Genomic DNA, 21536 nt, shown 5'->3' with positions numbered 1-21536 from the left:
GATCTGGTCGCCGCGCTCCGCGATCGGGCGGTGACTGTTCCGAACGTACGGGGGCTGCGTCCAGGGTGGAAGGACAAGCGGCGCGGCCGGTGGAGGCGACCCGAAGCCCGGCGGTCGCGCCTGTCGGGGCCGCCCCGCTGCGCGCAGGCAGGGGCGGCCCCTCCCAACCTCGCGAAGGAGGCCCCACCATGCGTTTCCGGTTCTGGCGCTGCAAGCCGGCCCCACCCGTCCCACCACCACAGCCCCGCCGCACCCCGCCGAACAGGCGGCCGAGCTGGGCGACTCAGCCGACCGAGGTCTTCCCGACGAAGGGCCCGGGGCGGGTCGGCAACCTGACCCCGGCGCAGCGCTGGCGAGGGAACGGGGGCCGGTGATGAGGCAAACTCCCGTCCCGCTGGCGTTGGAGCTGCACCGCGCCGAAGGACCAGACTGGCTGTGCGAATCCGACGGCGAGCCGTTCCCCTGCCCGACCTGGCGGAACCTGCCGATGGACGACCACCTGCGCGGAGCGCTGCTCGCGGGCTTCACGCTGTTCCTGCGCCGGGCGATCCGTGATCTCCGAGGCCGCCCGGAAGGCCCGACCCCGCCGCAGATCGTGAAGCGGTTCCTGTGGTTCCTGCCGATGACCGACGACGAGGCGCGTGCGGTCGCACTGCGGCACCGCTGATGCCACACGCCAACCCACACCTCCCGGTCCGCCCGATCTGGCTGTGCCGTGCCTGCGGCCACCCATGGCCGTGCGGCGCGGCACGGCTGACACTGCTCGTCGAGTACCGGGGCAACCGCACCGCCCTGCTGATCTATCTGGCGACGTTGAAGGAGGAAGCCGCCGCACAGCTCACGGAGCTGACCCCGGCGACCCCGCCGGTCAACCTGACCGACCGCTTCCTGGCCTGGGCCCGCGCCCGGGGATGACCCGAGCGTGCGCGCTCGGACGGACCGGGACCACGTCAGGGGTTTGCCGGGGCCTGCCCGCGCAGGGATCAAGCCTGACCGCCCGGAGCGGGCGGGCCCCGGCGAACCCCCACCCCCGCAGGACGAGGTCAGGCGAACGCGTTGAGCCCGGTCAGCCGCTGCCCGATGACCAACTGGTGGATCTCGGAGGTGCCCTCGTAGGTGAGCACGCTCTCCAGGTTGTTGGCGTGCCGCATGATCGGATATTCCCCGGAGACGCCGTTCGCGCCGAGGATGGTCCGGCACTGCCGGGCGATGGCCAGCGCCTCCCGGACGTTGTTCAGCTTGCCGACGCTGACCTGCTCGGGGCGCAGCCTCCCGGCGTCGGCGAGCCGACCCAGGTGCAGCGCCAGCAGGAAGCCCTTCTGCCACTCGACCGCCATGTCGGCGAGCTTGGCCTGGGTGAGCTGGAAGCCGGCGAGCGGCCGGCCGAACTGGGTGCGGGTGGTCGCGTACCCCAGGGTGGTCTCCAGGCAGTCGCGGGCCGCGCCGAGCGCGCCCCAGACGATGCCGTGCCGGGCCTCGGTGAGGCAGCTCAGCGGGGCCTTGAGCCCGGCCGCGCCGGGCAGCAGGGCGTCGGCCGGGAGCCGGACGTCGTCGAGCGCGATCTCGCCGGTGACGGAGGCGCGCAGCGACATCTTGCGCCGCATCTCGCGCACCGACACCCCGGGCGCGTCCAGGGGTACGGCGAACCCGCGCACCCCCTCCTCGGCGCGGGCCCAGATCACGGCGACGTCGGCGACCGGCGCGTTGGTGATCCACATCTTGCCGCCGTGCAGCAGCCAGTCGTCGCCGTCGCGGCGGGCGCGGGTGGCCATCGACGCCGGGTCGGAGCCGTGGTCGGGCTCGGTCAGCCCGAAGCAGCCGATCGCCTCACCGGTCGCCATCGGGGGCAGCCAGCGCCGCTTCTGCTCCTCGCTGCCGTAGCGCCAGATCGCGTACATGGCCAGCGAGCCCTGCACCGAGACCAGGGACCGCACGCCGGAGTCGCCGGCCTCCAGTTCCAGGCAGGCCAACCCGTAGGCGACGGCGGTGGAACCGGCGCAGCCGTACCCGGTCAGGTGCATGCCGAGCAGGCCGAGCCGGCCGAACTCGCGGGCCAGTTCCCGGGCCGGCACCTGGCCCTGCTCGTACCACTCGGCGACGTGCGGCCGGACCCGGTCGTCGACGAGCCGGCGCACGACGGACCGGATCTGACGCTCCTCGTCGTCGAGGAGGGAGTCCAGGTCCAGCAGGTCGACAGGAGTCATTCCGCAACCTTAACGAAGGTCGAGGAGCGGATCACTCGAGCTGACCGGACAGCACCAGCACCCGGGCGTGGATCTGGTTGCGCTGCTGGAGGGCGGCGCGCAGCGCGCGGTGCAGCCCGTCCTCCAGGTAGAGCCCGCCGTTCCACTGCACCACGTGCGGGAACAGGTCCCCGTAGAAGGTGGAGTCCTCGGCGAGCAGCTTGTCCAGCGCCAACTCGCGCTTGGTGGTGATCAACTGGTCCAGCCGCAGCGGACGCGGCGGAATCTCCGCCCACTGCTTGAGCGTCAGGTTGTGCTCCGGATAGGGACGCCCGTCCCGGACCGCTCTGAAGATCACGACGGCACGCTCCCCTCCCCCTGACCGGGCCGATCCACCGCGCCGGATCGGCTCACGGCGTGGCACCGCGCACCACGGCACCGATGACCGTGCCAGCGTAGCCGCCCCCGCCACACCGCGTTTTACTCCCTCATGTCGCTTTCGCGACCGTCGACACCCCGACCGGGCCGACGCGAACCGGCCGATTGATCGACGCCGTCAGGCGTCAGCTCCAGCGGCCCCAGCGGACCACCTCGTCGACCGGGCGACGCCCCCGCCGCAGCGACGACGACCGGTGGTCCGGTGCCGGGTAGCCCACGGTGACCGCGCCGACCGGGTCGTACTCCGCCGGCACCCCGAACGCCTCCCGGTACGCCTGCCTGCGCTGCGCCGCGATGCCGAAAAAGCACGCCCCCAGCCCCTCGTCCACGGCGGTGAGCAGCATCAGCAGGGCGGCGAAGCCGGTGTCGACGTACCAGTACGGCACCGGCCAGCGTTCCTTCGCGCGGTCCGTCCAGCCCTTGTCCGGCTCGGCGTACCGCTCCAGGTACGCCGCGCGGTTGGCGTGCGGCACGACGATCAGCGGGGCCCGTCGCATCCCGGCCAGCCACCGCTCGCGACCGCCGCCGTCCGGGGTGGTCGCCGCCCAGAACCGCTCCCGGTCCGCCGGCTCCTCCAGCACCAGGAATCCCCAGCCCTGGGCGAACCCGGCGGACGGGGCGCGGACGGCGTGGTCGAGCAGCCGCCGCACCACCTCCGGCGGGACGGGGCGATCCGGGTCGTAGTTGCGCACCATCCGCCGCCGCCGGAGCACCTCGGCGAACTCCACGCCGCCCCCCTTGCCGCTAGTGGGCCCCGGGCCGGATGCCCCAGGTGCCCCGCCAGGTGTCGCCCGGCTCCAGCGTGATCACGTCCTTGCCCGAGCGGTACGCGTCCGGCGGGCAGGTCATCGGCTCGATCGCCACCGAGCGGCGGTGCCGCTCCCCGCCGAGGGTGTCCCCGGTGTAGACCTGCCACCAGCCGAACTCCCGGTCCGCCCAGACCGTCACGGCCGCCGCGTCGTCCGGGGCGGCCAGGGTCACCGAGGAGCCGCCGTCGGCGTCGCGGACCACGTCGCCGAACGCCGTGTCGAGCACCGCGTCGCCGATCCGCCGGGGACTGGTGTAGTCGTACTCGGTGCCGGCGACCGGGGTCGCTCCGACCGGCAGCAGCCGCCCGTCCACCTGCACCCGCAGCTTCCCCGGCACCCGCAGGGCGAGGTCGTCCACCGCCACGCCGGGCAGTTGCAGGTACGGGTGCATCGAGTACCCGAACGGACAGCGCTCCCCGCCGACGTTGGTCGCCTCGTGCTCGACGCGCAGGCCCTCCGGGCCGACCACGTACCGGTTGCGCAGCCGCAGCGCCCAGGGGTAGCCGGGCTGCGGGGGCAGGTCGTACCCGAGGGTCACGGCGTCGTCGGCCTGCTCGATCAGGTGCCACGGCACCCAGTTGACCAGGCCGTGGAGGGCGTTGCCCCGGGTCGGCTCGGTCAGCGTGAGCTGCAACGACCGGTCGCCGAACGCGTACTGGCCGTCGCGGATCCGGTTCGGCCAGGGGGCCAGCACCTGCCCGGCCCCGCCGGGGCAGAGCTCGTCGGCGGCGTACCCGTCGAGGTAGTCGACACCGTCGTGCCGGTACGTCCGCAGGCCGCCACCCACCTCGACGAGGACGGCCTCGTGGCCGGCGGCGGAAATGGTCCACTGTGCGCCTGATGGCGGGCGGGATGCGGCTTTCTGCATGCCGGTGACCTTAGTCGGTCACTTCTGCGCACGCGGTGCGCGGTCGGCCACTCCCCGCACCACGCGGCTGTCGGTCACCCCCGCGCCTCGGATGGCGCACCGGACGCGACGGCCCGGTAGCGCACCAGGGCCGGGAAGACTGCCACCAGCAGCACCGCGAGCACCGCCGCGGCGAGGCCGCCGCCGACCCAGGCGACGCCGGTGCCGAAGCCGGCGGCCATCGCGCCCGCCCGCAGGTCGCCGAGGCGGGGCCCGCCCGCCACCACCACCGTGTTCACGCCCTGGAGCCGGCCCCGCATCCGGTCCGGCGCGTGCACCAACAGCATCGTCTGCCGCAGCACGGCGCTGACCAGGTCGGCTGCGCCGGCCACGGCGAGCAGCCCGACCACCAGCCACAACTGGCGGGCCAGCCCGGCGGCGGCGACGGCCACCCCCCAGCCGACCACGGCGCACACCAGCGCCAGCCCCTGCCGGCGGAGCCGGCCGATCCAGCCCGAGGTGAGCCCGCCGAGCATCGACCCGATGGCGATCGCGCTGTAGAGCCAGCCGATGGCCGCACCGCCGCCGAAGCGCTCCTCGGCGACCTCGGGGAAGAGGGCCCGGGGCATCGCCAGCACCATCGCGATCAGGTCGATGGCGAAGGAGAGCAGCAGCACCGGCGTGGTGGTCAGGTAGCGCAGCCCGTCGACGACGCTGGCCAGGCCGGCCCGGCGGGGCGAGCCGTCGCCGTCGGGGTCCGGCTCCGGCGGCAGGGCCGGCATCCGGAGCGTGGCCCAGAGCGCCGCCGTGAAGAAGACGGTGTCCACGCCGTACGCGATCGGCAGCGCGACGCCAGTCTCCCAGGCCGCGAAGATCAGCCCGGCCAGCAGCGGCCCGAACACGGACGTGGCGGTGTGCGTGGTGTAGTTCAGCGTGGTCGCGGCCGGGACCAGCTCGGCCGGGACGAGCCGGGGGATGCTCGCGGTGAAGGCCGCCCCGCTGATCGCGAAGCCGACCGACTGCAACGCCACCAGGGCCAGCAGCAGCACCGGGCTGCCCACCCGGAACACGGCCTGGACGAGCAGCCCCAGCATCGACATCCAGAGCACGAGCTGGCTCGCCAGCAGCACCGCGCGCCGGTCCCGAGCGTCCGCCACCGCACCGCCCCACAGCCCGAAGACCAGCAGCGGCAGGAACGCGGCCACGCCGAGGAGCCCGACCCAGAACGAGTCCCGGGTCAGCGCGAACATCTCCACCGGCACGGCCACCGCCGTGAACTGGAAGCCGAGTATCGCGACGCTGCTGCCGAGCCAGAGCCGCCGGTACACGGGCACCCGCAGCGGACGCAGGTCGATCGCCCAGCGGCGCGCCCCGCGCGCCCGGGTCTCCTTGACGGCGGTCACGGGGCGAGCCGCTCCACGACCCATCGGCCGTCGTCCGCCGGGCCGGGGACGGGCGCGGTGCGGCGGAACCGCAGCCGGTCGTGCAGCCGGCTGGCCCTGCCCTGCCAGAACTCCACCGTCTCCGGGCGGACCCGCAGGCCGCCCCAGTGCGAGGGCGCGGGCACCGGGTCCACGTCGGCGAACCGCTCGGCCGCCGCCCGGTAGCCGGCGTCCAGCGCGGCCCGATCCGGGATCACCCGCGACTGCTCGCTGGCCCAGGCGCCGAGTTGCGAGCCGCGCGGCCGGATGGCGAAGTACGCCTCCGTCTCGGCCCGGTCGACGGGCTCGATCCGCCCGGCGACCACCACCTGCCGCTGGATGGGAAACCAGGGGAAGACCAGGCTGGCGTACGGGTTGGCCAGCGCCTCCACGCCCTTGCGCGAGCCGTGGTTGGTGAACAGGACGAAGCCCTGCGCGTCGTACCCCTTGAGCAGGACGGTACGGCCGCTGGGGCGGCCGGCGGCGTCGGCGGTGCCGAGCACCATCGCGTTCGGCTCGGGCAGGCCGGACGCCACGGCGTCGGCGAACCAGCGCCCGAACTGGGCGTGCCAGTCGGCGGCCAGGTCCGACTCGGAAAGGCCCAGGTCGGCGGCGTACTCGTTACGCATGCCGGCCGGAACCGGTGTGTCACCCGTCACAGCTAACCTCCCCCTCGGTGGCCTCGTTACCCTCGGCGACGCTGGCCAGCCCCTCCCGCCCAGTCTCACCGAGCTCACACGCTTGTCCACCGGCGAGGATGTCGTGTGCAGCACAGTCGCAGTGGGTCGCGGACTCGGTTACCCAGCAGGCAAGATGTCACGAACACATCCCTGAGGGTCGCCTAAAGGCGCTCGGCCGGCCGGCCGGATGAGCCCAGGCGGGCGCACCGAGCAGATCCAGGAGAGAGCGACATGGCCGACTTCAAACCGGGCCTGGAGGGCGTCGTAGCCTTCGAAACCGAGATCGCCGAACCGGACCGCGAGGGGGGCGCGCTGCGCTACCGCGGCGTGAACATCGAGGATCTGATCGGTCAGGTTTCCTTCGGCAACGTCTGGGCGCTGCTGGTCGACGGCCGCTTCGGCCCCGGCCTGCCGCCGGCCGAGCCGTTCCCGGTGCCCGTGCACTCCGGCGACATCCGGGTCGACGTGCAGTCCGCCGTCGCGATGCTCGCCCCGTACTGGGGGCTCAGCCAACTCCTCGACATCTCCAACGAGCAGGCCCGCGAGGACCTCGCCCGGGTCTCGGTCACCGCGCTCTCCTTCGTCGCCCAGTCCGCGCGCGGCCTGGGCCTGCCGGCCGTGCCGCAGAAGGAGATCGACAAGGCGGAGACGATCGTCGAGCGCTTCATGAAGCGCTGGCGAGGCGAGCCCGACCCGCGCCACGTCAAGGCCGTCGACGCGTACTTCATCTCGGCCGCCGAGCATGGCCTGAACGCCTCCACCTTCACCGCCCGGATCGTCGCCTCCACGGGCGCCGACGCCGCGGCCTGCATCTCCTCCGGCATCGGCGCGCTCTCCGGCCCGCTACACGGCGGGGCGCCGTCGCGGGTGCTGAGCATGCTGGAGGCCGTCGAGCGCAGCGGCGACGCCGAGGGGTACGTCAAGGGCGTCCTGGACCGGGGCGAGCGGCTGATGGGCTTCGGTCACCGGGTCTACCGGGCCGAGGACCCGCGCGCCCGGGTGCTGCGCCGCACCGCCAAGGAACTGGGCGCGCCGCGCTTCGAGATCGCCGAGGCGCTGGAGAAGGCGGCCCTGGCCGAGCTGCAGGCCCGCCGCCCGGACCGGGTGCTCGCCACCAACGTCGAGTTCTGGTCGGCCGTGGTGCTGGACTTCGCCGAGGTGCCCGCGCACATGTTCACCTCGATGTTCACCTGCGCCCGGATGGGCGGCTGGAGTGCGCACATCCTGGAGCAGGTGAAGCTCCAGCGGTTGGTCCGCCCGTCCGCGCGGTACGTCGGCCCGGGCAGCCGCAAGCCGCAGCAGGTGGAGGGCTGGGACGCCATCCCGCACGGCGTGTAGGAAGGGCACCCTGTTAACGCTTTCGGCATAGCAGGGGCCCCCTCTTAACACCCACCACCTGGGTGCGCGACGCCCGTCCGATCCGTCGACGCAGCGACGGGAGGGGCCCCGCCGGTTCGGCGGGGCCCCTCCGCGTACCCGGGTGCGGAAGGTCCCCGACCGGGAGGCGGGCGACGCCCACGGGACCGGGTGCGGAAGGTCCCCGACCGGGAGGCGGGCGACGCTGCGGGACCGGGCGTCAGGTGGCGGCGTAACCGGGCGGATGTGTCAAACGCCTCAGCTCCGACGGCGGGACCCCCGGGTGTCCGGGCCCGCCCGGGTGCGAGGATGGGGGCTCGGCAGTGCCGCCGGACCGGGCTCGGATCCGGCCGCCCGTGCGCCCACGCACGCGTCCATCCTCCGCGCCCGCTCACCCACCACCTGACCGGGCCCCGCCCACGCGGAAGGATCTCGACAACCGTGGCTGACGCACCGACCATCCGGATTCCCGACGACATCAAGCCCGCCGACGGGCGGTTCGGCTGCGGGCCGTCCAAGGTCCGTCCGGCGGCCGTCTCCGCCCTCGCCGACGCGGCGACCGGCTTCCTGGGCACCTCGCACCGGCAGAAGACCGTCCGGGACCAGGTCGCCCGGCTGCGGCGCGGCATCGCCGAGTTCTACTCCCTCCCCGAGGGGTACGAGGTGATCCTCGGCAACGGCGGCACCACCGCATTCTGGGAGGTCGCGACGTTCGGCCTGATCCGGGACCGGGCGCAGTTCGCCAGCTTCGGCGAGTTCGGCGCGAAGTTCGTCAAGTCGGTCAAGGACGCGCCGTTCCTCGGCGAACCCACGGTGCGCAAGTCGGAGCCGGGCAGCGCCCCGGCGCTGGTCGCCGAGGCCGGCGTCGACGCGTACGGGCTGCCGCAGAACGAGACCTCCACCGGCGTCGCGGTGCCGATCAACCGGGTCGCCGGGGCCGACGAGGGTGCGCTGCTGCTGGTGGACGCGACCTCGGCGGCCGGTGGCCTGGCGGTGGACGTCGCCGAGACCGACGTCTACTACTTCGCCCCGCAGAAGTGCTTCGCCTCCGACGGCGGCCTCTGGCTGGCCCTGATGTCGCCGGCCGCCCTGGCGCGGGCCGCCGAGATCAAGGCGTCGGGCCGGTACATCCCGGCCTTCCTCGACCTGGTCACCGCGATCGACAACTCGCGGCTGGAGCAGACGTACAACACCCCGGCGCTGGCCACCATCTTCCTGGCCGCCGAGCAGACCGACTGGATGAACGAGCAGGGCGGCCTGGCCTGGGCGGCCAAGCGCACGGCCGAGAGCGCCGGCATCGTGTACGGCTGGGCCGAGCGCTCCGCCGTGGCGACCCCGTTCGTCACCGACCCGGCGCTGCGCTCCAACGTGGTCGCCACCATCGACTTCGCCGACGGGGTGGACGCGGCGGCGATCGCCAAGGCGCTGCGCGCCAACGGCATCGTCGACACCGAGCCGTACCGGAAGCTGGGCCGCAACCAGCTGCGGATCGCGCTCTACCCGGCCGTCGAGCCGGCCGACGTGGAGGCGCTGACCGCCTCGATCGACTACGTCGTCGAGCGACTCTAGGCATCGTCACACTGGGTGGCCGCCGCAGCGCCGGCAGCCACCCAGTGTGATCATCTTCGCAGCTCATCCGCGACATGCGGGTGTCGCGTCCCCCACCTGGTTGCGGATGGGCGTACCGTGGTGCGGGACGCCCGGGTGGCCGACCCGTGGCGCGCGGCCAGCGAAGCGGGACGGAGGCAACGCTCATGCGCCCAGTACGCTTCGTCGCCCTCTCGGAGGACGGCCAGGCTCTGGTGCTCGCCGACGAGGTCGGGCGGCTGCTCGCCCTGCCCATCGACGAGCGCATCGCCGGTGCCCTGCACAACGAGCCGGGCGCACCCCCGCTCGCCGTGGTGCCGAACGCCGCCGACCCCCTGCCGTCGCTGTCCCCGCGTGACATCCAGGCCAAGATCCGCTCCGGCGAGTCCGCCGAGGACGTGGCCCGCGTCGCGGGCGTCCCGGTCGACCGGGTGCTGCGGTACGCGGGCCCGGTGCTCCAGGAGCGGGCGATGCTCGCCCAGCACGCCCGGCGTACCCGGCTCAAGGGCGCGGAGAAGCCGACCTCACTGGCCGAGGTGGTCAACGGCCGGCTTGCCCAGCACGGGATCGACACCGAGAAGATCTCCTGGGACGCGTACCGCCGCGACGACGGCACCTGGCGGATCATCGCCACCTGGCCGTCGGGCAAGGCCACCGCGCAGGCGGTGTGGGACCTGGACAAGACCCGGCAGCACGTCGTCCCGCACGACGACATGGCGCAATACCTCTGCGCCGAGCGCCCCACCCCGATTCTCGGCCAGGAGCCGGCCCCGGAGCGGGGCGGCCACGCGCTGCCCGGCCCGTCGCGCGCCGAGCCGGGCCGGGGCGGGCACGGGGTGCCGGCGGCGGCCGGCGAGCACAGCCGCCCGGGTCGGGACCCGATCCGCGCCGGGCGCGACGCCCTGCTCGCCTCGCTGGACCGGCCGCTCGGCTCGACGTCCGGGCGGGGCCTTGAGCCGCGTACCCCGGCCGCGCTGGCCGGGTCGGACGCGCCCCGGCAGCGGCCGGTCGGCGGCGGGGCGGCGGCCCTGCTCGGCGGCGGCCAGGGCTCCGCGTTCGACGACGACTCGGACGCGCCGAAGGAGGTCCCGGCTGTGCCGTCGCTGGCGGTGCTCCGGCCCCGCCGCACGGGCGCTGCGGCAGCCTCCGGCGGCGAGTCCACCGACGCCTCCGGTAAGCCGCGCAAGCGCCTGCCGAGCTGGGACGACGTGCTGTTCGGCAGCGGCCCGGCGGCCCGCGAGTCCTCCTGATCCACCCCCCGTTGCCGGGCGGCGCACCCCGCGCGCTGCCCGGCGACGGCGAGGCGCCCTACGCCGCCCCGTGGCAGGGTGGGATCGAGCATGGCATCAACTTCTTCGACACCACCAACGTGTACGGCTCGCAGACCGGCGAGGGGATCACCGAGCAGATCATCGGCCGCTGGTTCGCCCAGGGCGGCGGGACAAGGTGGTGCTGGCCACCAAGGTCTACGGCAAGATGGGCGACTGGCCCAACGAGCAGGGCCTGTCCGCCCGGCACATCGTCCGGGCCTGCGAGGACTCGCTGCGCCGGCTCCAGACCGACGTCATCGACCTGTACCAGATGCACCACGTCTCCCGGGCCACCCCGTGGGAGGAGATCTGGCAGGCGATGGAGACCCTGGTCGCCCAGGGCAAGGTCGTCTACGTTGGATCGTCCAACTTCGCCGGTTGGCACATCGGGCAGGCGCAGGCGGCGGCGCAGCGGCGCAACTTCCTCGGCCTCGTCTCCGAGCAGTCGATCTACAACCTGTTGACCCGGCACGTCGAGTTGGAGGTGATAGAGGTGATACCTGCCGCCCAGCACTACGGCCTCGGCATCATCCCCTGGTCACCCCTGCACGGCGGCCTGTTCTCCGGGGTGCTGCGCAAGATGGCCGAGGGCGGGGCCGCCCGCAGCACCTCTGGCCACGCCGCCGAAAGCCTGGCCGCGCACCGGCCCACCATCGAGGCGTACGAGAAGTTCTGCGCCGACCTCGGTCACGACCCGGCGGACGTGGCGCTTCCGCCGGTGGGCAAGGGCGGCCCCGGCCCGGAGGCATGGGCTTGGTGACCCCGGGCTGACGTTCCCGGTCCCCGCCCCGCCAGCGGGGTGGGGGCCGGGGCAGGCGGGCCGGGTTCAGCGGAAGGCCACCTCGCCCACCAGCACGGGCCCGGCGACCTTCGCTGCGCCCAGAACACGACGCCCACTCGGACAACGCGACGTTGACATCGACGAGAATCGGTGTCTACCGTACTTTCGAATCGATTCGAAGCAGTGTCGACCCAGAAACCGGACCGCACCACGCCGGGCCCCGGGCCGAGATCGCCGCCACCCGCTGCGCCCGCTCGTCCATCTCGCTGCGCCACGGCACCGGCCTCGCCCTGACGGCGACGCCCCCGGGCCGCCCACACCCCACCCCTACCGTCCCTGGAGAGCCCGTGAGTTTTCTGTCCCGGCCACGCCTTCGTGCCGGCTACCTCCTCGCCGGCGCGCTGGCCGCCGCCGGCCTGCTGGTCGCACCCACCGTGGCCCATGCCGACAACCAGAGCCTCAGCGTGAACTTCGCCGCCACCACCACTGCGCCGACCTACCGGGCATCCGGGTGGATCTACGGCATGACCGAGAACGGCACCGCACCGCCCGACCACTTCTTCACCGACATCAAATACCAGGCCATGCGGGCCGGGGGCGCCCAACTGCCGGGCGGCGGCTGGGTCGGCGGCGGATACGACCGGCGATGGAACGCCACCCGCGCCCAGATGCTGCGCACCAAGGCGCTCGGCGGCAAGTTCGTCCTGCTCGCCCACGACCTTTGGGGCGCCGACGGTGCCCCCATCTCCCGCTTCCCCGGCGACAACGGCAACTGGACCGACTACAACAACTTCCTCACCCGGGTGATCAACGATGTGAAGGCCACCGGCGTCCCGGTCGAATGGGACATCTGGAACGAACCAAACCTCACCCTGTTCTGGAATCGCCCCCAGGCCCAGTACTTCGAGCTCTGGCGGCGGACCTATCAGCGCCTCCGGGCGGACATGCCGGGCACCCTGATCGTCGGTCCGAGCCTGGCCGGCGTACCCACCACCTCCGGCGGCTGGTGGAACCAGTACCTCGACTACGTCAAGGCCAACAACGCGGTGCCAGACATCGTGAGCTGGCACTCCCTGCCCGGCGACCCGGTGGCCAACGTCGCCGCGGCGAACACGACGCTCGACTCGCGGGGCATTCCGCACCCCCGGCCCTACCAGATCAACGAGTACGGGGCCTCGAACGAGCAGAACCCCGGCGACGGCGCCTGGTACATCACCCGGCTGGAACGGGCCGGTGCCGACGGGTTGCGCGCCAACTGGGCCAGCGGCGGCAACCTGCACAACGACCTGGGCAACCTGCTCACCCACAACTCGGCCGGCCAATACCAGCCCAAGGGCGAGTGGTGGGTCTACCGCTTCTACGCCCAGCAGACCGGCATCGCCGTCGCCACCACGGCGTCCCCCGGGTACGACGCGTACGCCACCAAGGACGCCGGCAACGCCAAGGTCCTGGTCGGCGGCGGCCGGACCACCGGCAACATCGCCGTCAACCTGCAGGGGCTGAACAGCACCAGCGGCATCGTGAGCGACAACCGGGCGCGCATCCTGGTGCAGCGCATTCCCTACAACAACGGCGGCGCGGTCACCGGCCCCACCACCGTCCAGGACCAGGTGGTGACCCTCAACGGCACCGGCACCGTCGTGAACATCGCCAACAACGACATCAACGACGCGTACACCATCACCGTTCTGCCGCCGTCGCCGACAACGACGCCGACGCCGACGCTTTCACCGTCGTCCCCGACACCGTCGCCCTCGACGACCACCCCCGACCCGGGCGGCTCGGGGTGCGGCGCCTCCTACCAGGTGATCAACAGCTGGCCCGGCGGCTTCCAGGCCGAGGTGGCGGTGTCCAACAGCGGTTCGACGGTCACCAAGGGCTGGCGGGTGAGCTGGGCAATCGGGTCCGGACAGACCATCGACCAGGTGTGGAACGGTTCGCTGACGACCAGCGGCGGGACCGCCACGGTCACCAACGTCTCGTACAACGGGAGTCTCGCACCGGGAGCCAGCACCACCTTCGGGATGCTCGTGGCTGGCGGAGCCGGCACCACCCCGACGCTGACCTGTTCCGTGAGTTGAGCCCCGCCGTGGGCTGCCGGCGTCGGCCGGCAGCCCACGGCGCTTCACCCGTGCCGGCATCGTGAGAGGCAACTCCCTGCTGTGCCCTCGGCATCAGCGCCGCGCCCGCACCACACCGGCCCCCCGACACCACGGCCACCGACCCACGCGCCCTGGAGACCGCCGCACGACCGCCGACCGGCATGGCGTCGGCCAGCCGGTGACTCGACAGGCTCCCGCGGCGTGCTGAAGACAAGCGTTTGACGAACCGATTCGACAACTCGATTCGCTGACCACAGGGCCACTGTGACCGGACCGGACCGGCGCTGTCGCAGGCCAGGCGGAAGCGGCTACGTCACAGCCGGGACATCCCCCTCGCATCGAAGGTGGGCCACCCCACCGTGGAGAGCGAATCGGTTCGGCGAGGCTTCCCCTTCAGGGCACCCCTGCTCCAGAAGGCCCATGAGATCGCCATGGCGTCGGCGCTTCATGGGACGGCCAACGGCGTCGTCACGGTCACTGTCGCGCACTCAGCCGTCGACGACACCTAGCCTAGAGGGGCCAGGCGGCCACCCGGTCGTACGCCGGCCGGGGGCCCTGGCGGCTGCGGACCAGCACCAACTCGGTGGCCGGCCACGGCGGCCCCAGGTAGCCGTGCAACGCCTCCCGGTCGGCGGCCACGTCGGCGGGGTCGATCCGGTCGCCGGGGCGGGCGACGGTGAGGTGCGGGGTGAAGGGCCTTTCGTCGCACGGCAGCCGCCCCCGGCGCAGCCCGGACCGGACCAGCCGGCCCAGGACCCGCAGCGCCTCGACCTCCCCGCGCACGTCGACCCAGAGGACCGTGGACCGGCCCTGGCCGAAGCTCCCCCCGCCGCCGAGCCGCAGCACGGGCTGCGCCGACCGGCCCCCGCGGAACGTCTCGGCGGCGAGGCCGAGGGCGCTCTCGACCTTCACGAGGCGGCCCGTGTCGACCGTACCGAGGAAGGCGACGGTGAGGTGCGCCTGCGCCGGGTCGGTGAGCCGGGTGTCGGTGCCGGCCGCCGCCGCGCGGGCGACCCGGAGCCGGGCCACCCGGGCGCTCAGGTCGGCGACGGCCTCGGGCGGCGGGTGGACGGCGACGAAGAGCCGCAGGCCGGCGCTCGCGCCGGGTGCGGCGGTTCCGGTCGCCGATGCCCCCGGCGGGTCAGGTGCGGTGGCCCCGGTCAACGGTGGGCCCGGCCGGTCAGCGGTGCCGCTGGCGGTGCCGGGGGCGGGCGGCCGGCAGGGTGAGCCCGGCGGCGTGCAGCATCCCCTCGACCCTGACCCGCTCGATCTGCCGGTCGACGCCCTCCAGCTCGCCCAGGTGCTCGGTGAGCCCGAGGCAGCGGCAGGCGGCCCGCAGGTGCTCGTCGTACGCGTCGACGACGGCGGCGTGCCAGATCACGGCCCGGCCGCCCGGGTTGACCCGATGCTCGGCGAACCGGTGCAGGTCGGCGGCGATCTGTTGGAGGGACCGGCGCTCCTCCCGGTCGAACTCGGTGAGGTCGATGCCCCGGGTCAGCCCATCGGCGTCGACGGCCCGGTCCAGCCGGGCGATGGTGCGGCGTTCTCGGCGTCGTTCGCGCCACTCGGCATAGCCGCAGGCGACCCGGTCGATGATCTCGTCGGCGCAGAACACCAGCGCGAAGGCGACCGGGAGACTCGCGACAGCGACGACCGCCAGGGCAAGAAGCATCGCTCGGCCTACCTCCACGTATCGACGCTATGTCCCCGCGAGCCTCACCGCCACCGGTTTGTTGACATTCATTCTGTTCGATTTCGCGCCGCCCCGCAGGAGCCGCCGGGCAGGCCGCGAGCCACCCAGCGGGGTTAAGAAGGGGCCCCTGCCATACAGAATGCGTTAACAGGGGGCCCCTCCTTGCGCTACTCGGCGACGTAGAAGCGGGGGGACGGGAGCATCCGCAGGCGCAGCCGGGCACCCGAGCGGCGAAGCTGCCAGGTGAGCGCCAGCAGGGCCGTGGCCAGCGAGATCAGCCCGCCGATCCAGATGCTCGCCCCCGCGCCGTACGTCTCGGCGACCCAGCCGATCACCGGGGCGCCCACCGGGTTGGTGCCGAGAAACACCAGCACCCACAGCGCCATGACCCGGCCCCGGAACGCGGCGTCGGTGCCGAGCTGCACCCGCTGGTTGGCCGCCTGGGCGAAGAAGACCATGAAGAACCCGGCGGGCAGCAGCAGCGCCACCACCATCCAGTACGCCGGGGCGAGCCCGACCAGGGTGCCGAAGACGGCGCACCCGATCGCCGCGCCGAGCACCACCCACACCGAGGGACGGCTGCGCCGCCCGGTGCCGGCGAGCGCCCCGGCGAGCGCGCCGACGGCCAGGGCGGTGCTGAACAGGCCGAACGAGGCGGCGCCGGTGTTGAACACGGTCTTGGCCAGGGCGGCGAGGGTGAGCTGGAAGTTGAACAGGCTCATCCCGATCACCGACATCACCACCATCGGCAGCAGCAGGTCGGAGCGGCGGGCGACGTACCGCAGGCCGTCGACGACCCGGGCGGAGTCCCGCTCGGCGACCGGGAGGAGATCCTTGCGGTGCAGCTCGGCGGGGCGCATCCGGACCACGGTGGCCAGCGGGCCCAGCGAGCTGAGCGCGCTGAACAGGAAGACCGGTCCGACGTCGACGGCGGCGATGGCCAGGCCGGCGACGGCGGGGCCGACGATGCGGGCCGAGTTGAACACGGCCGCGTTGAGCGACAGCGCGTTGGGCAGCAGCGACGTACCGACGAGTTCGGAGACGAACGCCTGCCGGACGGGCGTCTCCACCGCGTTGGCGACGCCGAGCAGGACGGCGAAGACGAAGACGTGCCAGAGCTGGACGAGGCCGGTGAGCACCAGCAGGCTCATCCCGAACGACAGCACCGTCCAGAACGCGTTGGCGACGAAGAGCAGCAGGCGCTTGTCGTACCGGTCGGCGAGCCGCCCGGAGAGCAGGGTGAGCAGCAGCACCGGGGTGAACTGGAGGGCGGTGACCACGCCGAGGGCGGTGGCGGAGTCGTCGGAGAGCTCAAGGACGAGCCAGTCCTGGGCGATGAACATCATCCAGACGCCGATCAGCTTGATCAGCTGCCCGGATGCGAATAGCCGGTAGTTACGGACCTGTAGTGACTGGAACATCGTGCTCAGCTTCGCCTGCACCCTGGGTGCGCCTCCTCGCGGTCGTACGCCTCATCGACGGCGGACGGCGCGGGCCAGGCGGCGGCACCCCGGTGGGCGCGGGCGCGGTCAGGCGCGGGCGAGCTGCTGAAGGATCTCGGCGGCCCGTTGCAGGGTCTCCCGGTCGGACTCGGGCAGCTCGGTTAGCCGGCGGGCCAGCCACTCGTTGCGGGCCCGCTCGAACTGGTCGAGCACGGCCCGGCCGCCCTCGGTCGCCGAGAGGATGACCTGCCGGCCGTCGGTCGGGTGGGGGGTGCGGCCCACGAGGCCGCGGTCCTCCAACTTCGCGACGATCTTGGTCATCGTCGGCGGTTGCACCCGTTCGACGTCGGCCAGTTCCCGGGGCGTCAGCGCGCCCGCCAGCACGAGGCTGGTGAGCGCGGAGAGCTGGGTGACCGTCAGGTCGCCGACCGGTCGGGCCTGGCGGACCCGTCGGTTGAGCCGGGTGATCGCATCACGCAACTGGGGAGCCAGCTGCGCCGGTGGCACGCTGTTCGCCGTCACCGTCCGCTCCGTCACGATAGTTAGCCTAACTAATGAGCCTGGCTAACGACAGCCGATATGACCATGCTCACCAGGGAGTTTGCCCCTCCCGGGTCGGGGTACCCGATTCGGCACCCCGACCCGGGACGCGTGTGGGGCGTCAGAGTACGGCGGACTCGATCGGCCCGCGTAGGAAGTACAGGGCGAACAGCACCGCCACCGCGTACAGCAGGGGGTGGACCTCCCGGGCCTTCCCCTTCGCCAGCTTGATCATCACGTACGTGATGACGCCCGCGCCGATGCCGTTGGAGATCGAGTACGTGAACGGCATCAGGGTGATCGTCAGGAACGCCGGGATCGCGATCTCGTAGTCGGTCCAGTCGATCGTGCGCACCGCGGTCATCATCAGGAAGCCGACCACCACCAGCGCCGTCGACGCCGCCTCGAACGGCACCACCACCGCCAGCGGCGCGAGGAACATCGCCAGCAGGAACAACGCGCCGGTGACCAGGTTGGCCACGCCGGTGCGGGCACCCTCCGCGACACCGGCGGCGCTCTCGATGTACGACGTGTTGCTGGAGACGCTCGCCGCGCCACCCGCCGCCGCGGCGATCGAGTCGACCAGCAAAATCTCCTTGGCCCGCGGCGGGGTGCCCCGCTCGTCGAGCATGTCCCCCTCCTGGCCGATCGCGACCATCGTGCCCATCGTGTCGAAGAAGTCCGTGATCAGCAGCGTGAAGACGAACATCAGCGGGACCAGCCAGCCGACCCGGGTCCACGAGTCCAGCACGTTGAAGTTGCCCAGCAGCGACAGGTCGGGCACGTCCACGACCGTCTTCGGCAACTCCGGCACGTTCAGCGACCAGCCCTTGGGGTTGGGCTTGCCGTCGACGAAGGACGGGCCGACGTTCGCCACGGCCTCCACGACGATCGCCAGCACGGTCGAGGCGAGGATGCCGATCAGGATCGCGCCCCGCACCCGGCGCACCACCAGCACGATCGTGACCAGCAGGCCCACCACGAAGACCAGCATCGGCCAGCTCACGATCTTGCCGCCGATGCCCAGCCCCACCGGGACGGTGGTGTTGGCCGCGTCCGGGACCCGCCGGACGAAGCCGGCGTCGACCAGGCCGATGATCGTCAGGAACAGGCCGATGCCGACGCCGATCGCGGTCTTGAGCTGCGTGGGTACCGAGCGGAACACCGCCGTACGCAGGCCGGTGAGCACCAGGATCGCGATGAGCACACCCTCGATCACCACCAGGCCCATCGCGTCGGCCCAGGTCATCTGCGGGGCGATCTCGTACGCCACCAGCGCGTTCACGCCCAGCCCGGCGGCCAGCGCCATCGGGAACCGGCCGACCACCCCCATCAGGATGGTCATCAGGCCGGCGACCAGCGCCGTCGCGGCGGCCAGCGCCGGAATGGCCAACTTCTTTCCGTCACCGTCGGCAGCGCTGCCGATGATCAGCGGGTTGAGCACCACGATGTACGCCATCGTGAAGAAGGTCGCCAGGCCGCCCCGGACCTCCCGACCCGGAGTCGAACCTCGGGCGGTGATCTCGAAGAAGCGGTCGAAGGCATTGCGGGGGTGAGCGGGATCGGGTGGAGTGCCGTTGTCCGGCGGCGCAATGGCCATCAGGTCCTCGCAGGTGATCATCCGTCTGGTCCGCGCATCGTCGCAGATCACACGGCCAGCTGGGAAGGTTGGTCGCGTACGCTTGCCCCCGTGCGACAGGAGCAACCGCCGCGGCCTGAGCCGCTCGACCCGCCGATGGTGCCATTCGTGGTCGCCGGGCTGGTCGCCTGGGCGGTCGCCGGCCTGGTGCTGCTGATCTTCTTCCGGGGCTGGCTCACCGAGCACGGGCACCAGAACTGGCTCTGGACCTGCCTAGCCGGTTTCCTCTGGGGCTTTCCCGGCCTTGCCGTGATGATGCGCCACGACGCCAAGCGGCGTCGCCGCCGTGCTGCCGCACGCGCCGGTCAACCGGCCGACACCGGCCACTGACCCCGCCCGCTCAGGGGTGGCCGTACGGCTCGCCCGGCTCCGCCGCCTCCACCGAGCCCGGCGCGCGGCTCACCGACACCGCCTCGACGGCGCTGTCGTCGTACACCGTGGGCAGCTCGTCGACCGGGCTTTCGGGCGTCTCGATCAGCGTCTCCGAGTGCGCACCGCAGCCGTGGTCGGCGCTGACCACCCGGCCGTCGTCCGGGGCGTAGAAGTTGCCGCACGCGCCGAAGGACTGCCGCAGCGCGCCGGCCAGCGGCAGGTAGAAGCCGCACGTGCCGCAGCGGGCGGCGGCCGGGGCGGCCATGGAGATCGGCGCGGACGGGCCGTGGTCGCCGTCGTACCAGCGCTGCGCGGCCTCGCTGCGCCCCTCCCGGGACAGCACCCGCGGCCGGCCGAGGCCCAACTCCCAGGCGGTCTCCTCGACGGCGGGGTCGTCGGACAGGACGTACCCCGGAGCGAGGCGCTCGTCGTCCGGTGGGGTGGGCAGCAGGTCGCCGGGGCCGAGGTCACCCGGCTGGAGCCGCTCCTGCCAGGGCAGCCAGCCCGGCGCGAGCAACGCGTCCGGGCCCGGCAGCAGGACCGTCTCGCAGACGGTGACCTTGCGGCTGCGCGGCACCCGGGTCACGGTGACCGCCCACCGCCAGCCCCGGTAACCGGACAGCCGGCAGTCGAAGTAGTGGGTGACGACCCGGTCACCCTCGGCGACGACCTGGAGGTGGTCACCGATGTCGGACGGCTCCACCTCGGTGATGGCGTCGCGGGCCGCCTCGACGGCGGCGGCGCAGACCTGGTCGAGGCGGGCGGCACGAGCGGAGGCGGGCCTGGTCACGCAACCATTGTTCCCCATGGGCGACAAAGACCGACAGGCACTCCCGGGGGTCGTTTCTGCGGCGGCCCTGGCGCGGGGGTGGGGTGCATGGGCGAGGATGGTGCACATGCCGTTGTTCTCCCGCTCCGAGCGGTCCGTGCTGGGGCGGACCGTCGGCACCGGCATCCGCGCCGTCCGCCTCCTGCTGCGCGGCTCCGCGCGTGGCGGGCGCTGGATGACCCGCCGGGCCGGCTCGGCCCGGGCCCGGGGCGCGGGCGGCGAGATCGGCATGGTGCGCCTGTTCGACCTGCACGCCCTCTCCTGCGCGGGGGACACGCTGATCGCGATCGGCCTGGCCGGGACGATCTTCTTCAACGTCCCGCTCGGCGAGGCACGCAGCAAGGTCGCGCTCTACCTGCTGGTCACGATGGTGCCGTTCGCGATGCTCGCGCCGGTGGTCGGCCCGCTGCTCGACCACTTCCGGCACGGCCGGCGGTACGCGCTCGCCGCCACCATGCTCGGCCGCGCCTTCCTGGCCTGGCTGATCTCCGACTACATGCACGGCTTCGGCCTCTACCCGGCCGCCTTCGGGGTGCTCGCGCTCTCCCGGGCGTACGGGGTGGCCCGCTCGGCGGCCGTGCCCCGGCTGCTGCCCGAGGGCGTCGGGCTGTCCCAGATCGGCGCGCGGGCCAGCGTCTACGGCACGCTGGCCGGTGGGCTCGTCGCCCCGATCGGGCTGGCCGCGTTCTGGTTCGGCCCCCAGTGGCCGCTCCGGGTCGCCTCGGTGATCTTCCTGGTCGGCATGGTCATCGCGCTGCGGCTGCCGCCCCGGGCCGATTCGGAGCCGCCCGAGCGGGTCCCCCGCCCGCTGCGGGCGCTGGGCCGGCGGGCCGCTGGGGACCGCCCGCTCGGGCGCGGACGCCCGGCCGGTCGCCTCGTCATCGCCAGCCTGCTCGGCGCGGCGCTGCTCCGCGCAGTTTTCGGCTTCCTGCTGCTCTTCCTCGCGTTCGCGCTCAAGAAGGGCGACCTGACCACCGAGTTCTTCGGGCGCGACCTGAGCGCCGAGATGGCGCTCGGGCTGGTCGGCGGGGCGCTGGCGGTGGGCGGCTTCCTGGCCACCGCGGTCGGCACCCGGCTGCGCATCCACCGCCCCGCCGCGATCCAGTCCAGCAGCACGATCATCGTGGCGGGCACGGCCGTCCTGGCCACGATCCAGTTCTCGCTGCCGATGGTGGCCCTGCTCTGCCTGGTCACCGCCCTGTCCAGCGGCGTGGCGAAGCTCGCGGTCGACGCCTCCATCCAGGAACGCATCCCGGAACGGCTGCGGGCCAGCTCGTTCGCCCACTCGGAGACGGCGCTGATGCTGGCCTTCGTGGCCGGCGGCGCCCTCGGCCTGGTCCCCTTCGAGGGCCGGCTGGGCATCGCCGTGGCCGCCGGGGTCGGCATGCTCGCCGCCGCCCGGGGCGCGTACGCCGCCGGCAAGCTGCGCGACCAGCGCCTGGTCGGCCACCCACTCGGCGACGACGAGCTGACCGAGGAGCCGGTGGAGGAGCCGGCCGAGGACCCG

20 protein-coding genes and 1 pseudogene are annotated in these 21536 nt (G+C 73.0%); 9 read left to right on the top strand and 12 right to left on the bottom strand.

Annotated elements, in window-relative coordinates:
• Nucleotides 1-373: 373 nt before the first annotated feature.
• Entirely contained in the window at nucleotides 374-667 is a 294-nt protein-coding gene (locus tag MCAG_RS17145; RefSeq protein ID WP_036373852.1) for a hypothetical protein, read from the top strand.
• Nucleotides 667-915 carry a hypothetical protein gene (locus MCAG_RS17140; RefSeq protein WP_036373849.1) on the top strand — a complete coding sequence of 83 codons (249 nt, stop codon included), beginning with the start codon at nucleotides 667-669 and terminating at the stop codon, nucleotides 913-915. Before MCAG_RS17145 ends, MCAG_RS17140 begins: the two co-directional genes overlap by 1 nt.
• A gap of 128 nt (nucleotides 916-1043) precedes the next feature.
• Here the strand turns inward: MCAG_RS17140 and MCAG_RS17135 are convergent, their stop codons facing one another.
• From MCAG_RS17135 to pdxH, 6 genes are all read right to left on the bottom strand, one after another.
• Complete coding sequence (locus MCAG_RS17135) at nucleotides 1044-2204, bottom strand: acyl-CoA dehydrogenase family protein (RefSeq protein ID WP_007074244.1); 1161 nt, start codon at nucleotides 2202-2204, stop codon at nucleotides 1044-1046.
• A gap of 31 nt (nucleotides 2205-2235) precedes the next feature.
• The gene (locus MCAG_RS17130; protein WP_036373846.1) at nucleotides 2236-2541 is read right to left on the bottom strand and encodes a type II toxin-antitoxin system VapB family antitoxin; all 306 of its coding nucleotides are present in this window, start codon (nucleotides 2539-2541) and stop codon (nucleotides 2236-2238) included.
• Between the two features lie 205 nt (nucleotides 2542-2746).
• Nucleotides 2747-3349 (bottom strand): nitroreductase family protein, encoded by a 603-nt coding sequence (locus MCAG_RS17125; RefSeq protein ID WP_007074242.1) that lies wholly within the window; start codon nucleotides 3347-3349, stop codon nucleotides 2747-2749.
• 16 nt (nucleotides 3350-3365) lie between these two features.
• Nucleotides 3366-4298, bottom strand: a complete 933-nt coding sequence (locus MCAG_RS17120) for an aldose 1-epimerase family protein (RefSeq protein ID WP_007074241.1) — start codon at nucleotides 4296-4298, stop codon at nucleotides 3366-3368.
• Nucleotides 4299-4372: 74 nt separating this feature from the next.
• A complete protein-coding gene (locus MCAG_RS17115) occupies nucleotides 4373-5704 on the bottom strand; it encodes an MFS transporter (protein WP_369751325.1) in 1332 nt (443 codons plus the stop codon).
• Nucleotides 5677-6327, bottom strand: a complete 651-nt coding sequence (pdxH, locus tag MCAG_RS17110) for a pyridoxamine 5'-phosphate oxidase (protein ID WP_050778197.1) — start codon at nucleotides 6325-6327, stop codon at nucleotides 5677-5679. The genes MCAG_RS17115 and pdxH overlap by 28 nt, the downstream gene beginning before the upstream one ends.
• Nucleotides 6328-6609: 282 nt before the next feature.
• Between pdxH and MCAG_RS17105 the strand changes: the two genes are divergently transcribed.
• The 5 genes and pseudogenes from MCAG_RS17105 to MCAG_RS17085 all read left to right on the top strand — a co-directional run bounded on the left by MCAG_RS17105 (nucleotide 6610) and on the right by MCAG_RS17085 (nucleotide 13493).
• Complete coding sequence (locus MCAG_RS17105) at nucleotides 6610-7716, top strand: citrate synthase 2 (RefSeq protein WP_007074238.1); 1107 nt, start codon at nucleotides 6610-6612, stop codon at nucleotides 7714-7716.
• 459 nt (nucleotides 7717-8175) lie between these two features.
• Nucleotides 8176-9303, top strand: a complete 1128-nt coding sequence (serC, locus tag MCAG_RS17100) for a phosphoserine transaminase (RefSeq protein ID WP_007074237.1) — start codon at nucleotides 8176-8178, stop codon at nucleotides 9301-9303.
• A 185-nt stretch (nucleotides 9304-9488) separates the two neighbouring features.
• Nucleotides 9489-10571 (top strand): septation protein SepH, encoded by a 1083-nt coding sequence (sepH, locus tag MCAG_RS17095; RefSeq protein ID WP_007074236.1) that lies wholly within the window; start codon nucleotides 9489-9491, stop codon nucleotides 10569-10571.
• Nucleotides 10572-10663: 92 nt separating this feature from the next.
• A pseudogene (locus MCAG_RS17090) lies at nucleotides 10664-11391 on the top strand (aldo/keto reductase); the annotation flags it as partial.
• 368 nt (nucleotides 11392-11759) lie between these two features.
• Entirely contained in the window at nucleotides 11760-13493 is a 1734-nt protein-coding gene (locus MCAG_RS17085) for a cellulose-binding domain-containing protein (protein WP_007074234.1), read from the top strand.
• Between the two features lie 531 nt (nucleotides 13494-14024).
• Here MCAG_RS17085 and thpR read toward each other — a convergent pair.
• The 5 genes from thpR to MCAG_RS17060 all read right to left on the bottom strand — a co-directional run bounded on the left by thpR (nucleotide 14025) and on the right by MCAG_RS17060 (nucleotide 18789).
• On the bottom strand, nucleotides 14025-14603 hold the full coding sequence (gene thpR, locus MCAG_RS17080) for an RNA 2',3'-cyclic phosphodiesterase (protein ID WP_036377325.1): 579 nt from the start codon (nucleotides 14601-14603) through the stop codon (nucleotides 14025-14027).
• A gap of 91 nt (nucleotides 14604-14694) precedes the next feature.
• The gene (locus MCAG_RS17075) at nucleotides 14695-15204 is read right to left on the bottom strand and encodes a hypothetical protein (protein ID WP_007074232.1); all 510 of its coding nucleotides are present in this window, start codon (nucleotides 15202-15204) and stop codon (nucleotides 14695-14697) included.
• 170 nt (nucleotides 15205-15374) lie between these two features.
• The gene (locus tag MCAG_RS17070) at nucleotides 15375-16649 is read right to left on the bottom strand and encodes an MFS transporter (RefSeq protein ID WP_007074231.1); all 1275 of its coding nucleotides are present in this window, start codon (nucleotides 16647-16649) and stop codon (nucleotides 15375-15377) included.
• Nucleotides 16650-16736: 87 nt separating this feature from the next.
• The gene (locus MCAG_RS17065) at nucleotides 16737-17186 is read right to left on the bottom strand and encodes a MarR family winged helix-turn-helix transcriptional regulator (protein WP_198141576.1); all 450 of its coding nucleotides are present in this window, start codon (nucleotides 17184-17186) and stop codon (nucleotides 16737-16739) included.
• 124 nt (nucleotides 17187-17310) lie between these two features.
• A complete protein-coding gene (locus tag MCAG_RS17060) occupies nucleotides 17311-18789 on the bottom strand; it encodes an NCS2 family permease (protein WP_007074229.1) in 1479 nt (492 codons plus the stop codon).
• A gap of 90 nt (nucleotides 18790-18879) precedes the next feature.
• Here MCAG_RS17060 and MCAG_RS17055 point away from each other — a divergent pair, with 90 nt between their 5' ends.
• Nucleotides 18880-19158, top strand: coding sequence for a DUF2530 domain-containing protein (locus tag MCAG_RS17055; protein WP_036373840.1), 279 nt, complete (start codon nucleotides 18880-18882; stop codon nucleotides 19156-19158).
• A gap of 10 nt (nucleotides 19159-19168) precedes the next feature.
• Here MCAG_RS17055 and MCAG_RS17050 read toward each other — a convergent pair whose 3' ends face one another.
• Complete coding sequence (locus MCAG_RS17050) at nucleotides 19169-20008, bottom strand: DUF3027 domain-containing protein (RefSeq protein WP_007074227.1); 840 nt, start codon at nucleotides 20006-20008, stop codon at nucleotides 19169-19171.
• A gap of 88 nt (nucleotides 20009-20096) precedes the next feature.
• Between MCAG_RS17050 and MCAG_RS17045 the strand changes: the two genes are divergently transcribed.
• Nucleotides 20097-21536, top strand: a 1440-nt coding sequence (locus MCAG_RS17045; protein WP_036373837.1) for an MFS transporter, incomplete at its 3' end; no start/stop codon positions are given.

The sequence above is a fragment of the Micromonospora sp. ATCC 39149 genome, from assembly GCF_000158815.1.
GTDB lineage: Bacteria > Actinomycetota > Actinomycetes > Mycobacteriales > Micromonosporaceae > Micromonospora.
The sequence above is the reverse complement of the archived record's forward strand: the minus strand, read 5'-3'. Positions and strand labels throughout refer to the sequence as shown.

What these genes read in the sequence shown, in the direction of transcription:
- MCAG_RS17145 (WP_036373852.1), top strand. Translation starts at nt 374, where the DNA reads ATGAGGCAAACTCCCGTCCCGCTGGCGTTGGAGCTGCACCGCGCCGAA.
- MCAG_RS17140 (WP_036373849.1), top strand. Translation starts at nt 667, where the DNA reads ATGCCACACGCCAACCCACACCTCCCGGTCCGCCCGATCTGGCTGTGC.
- MCAG_RS17135 (WP_007074244.1), bottom strand. Translation starts at nt 2,204, where the DNA reads ATGACTCCTGTCGACCTGCTGGACCTGGACTCCCTCCTCGACGACGAG.
- MCAG_RS17120 (WP_007074241.1), bottom strand. Translation starts at nt 4,298, where the DNA reads ATGCAGAAAGCCGCATCCCGCCCGCCATCAGGCGCACAGTGGACCATT.
- MCAG_RS17115 (WP_369751325.1), bottom strand. Translation starts at nt 5,704, where the DNA reads ATGGGTCGTGGAGCGGCTCGCCCCGTGACCGCCGTCAAGGAGACCCGG.
- pdxH (WP_050778197.1), bottom strand. Translation starts at nt 6,327, where the DNA reads ATGCGTAACGAGTACGCCGCCGACCTGGGCCTTTCCGAGTCGGACCTG.
- MCAG_RS17105 (WP_007074238.1), top strand. Translation starts at nt 6,610, where the DNA reads ATGGCCGACTTCAAACCGGGCCTGGAGGGCGTCGTAGCCTTCGAAACC.
- sepH (WP_007074236.1), top strand. Translation starts at nt 9,489, where the DNA reads ATGCGCCCAGTACGCTTCGTCGCCCTCTCGGAGGACGGCCAGGCTCTG.
- MCAG_RS17060 (WP_007074229.1), bottom strand. Translation starts at nt 18,789, where the DNA reads ATGGCCATTGCGCCGCCGGACAACGGCACTCCACCCGATCCCGCTCAC.
- MCAG_RS17050 (WP_007074227.1), bottom strand. Translation starts at nt 20,008, where the DNA reads ATGGGGAACAATGGTTGCGTGACCAGGCCCGCCTCCGCTCGTGCCGCC.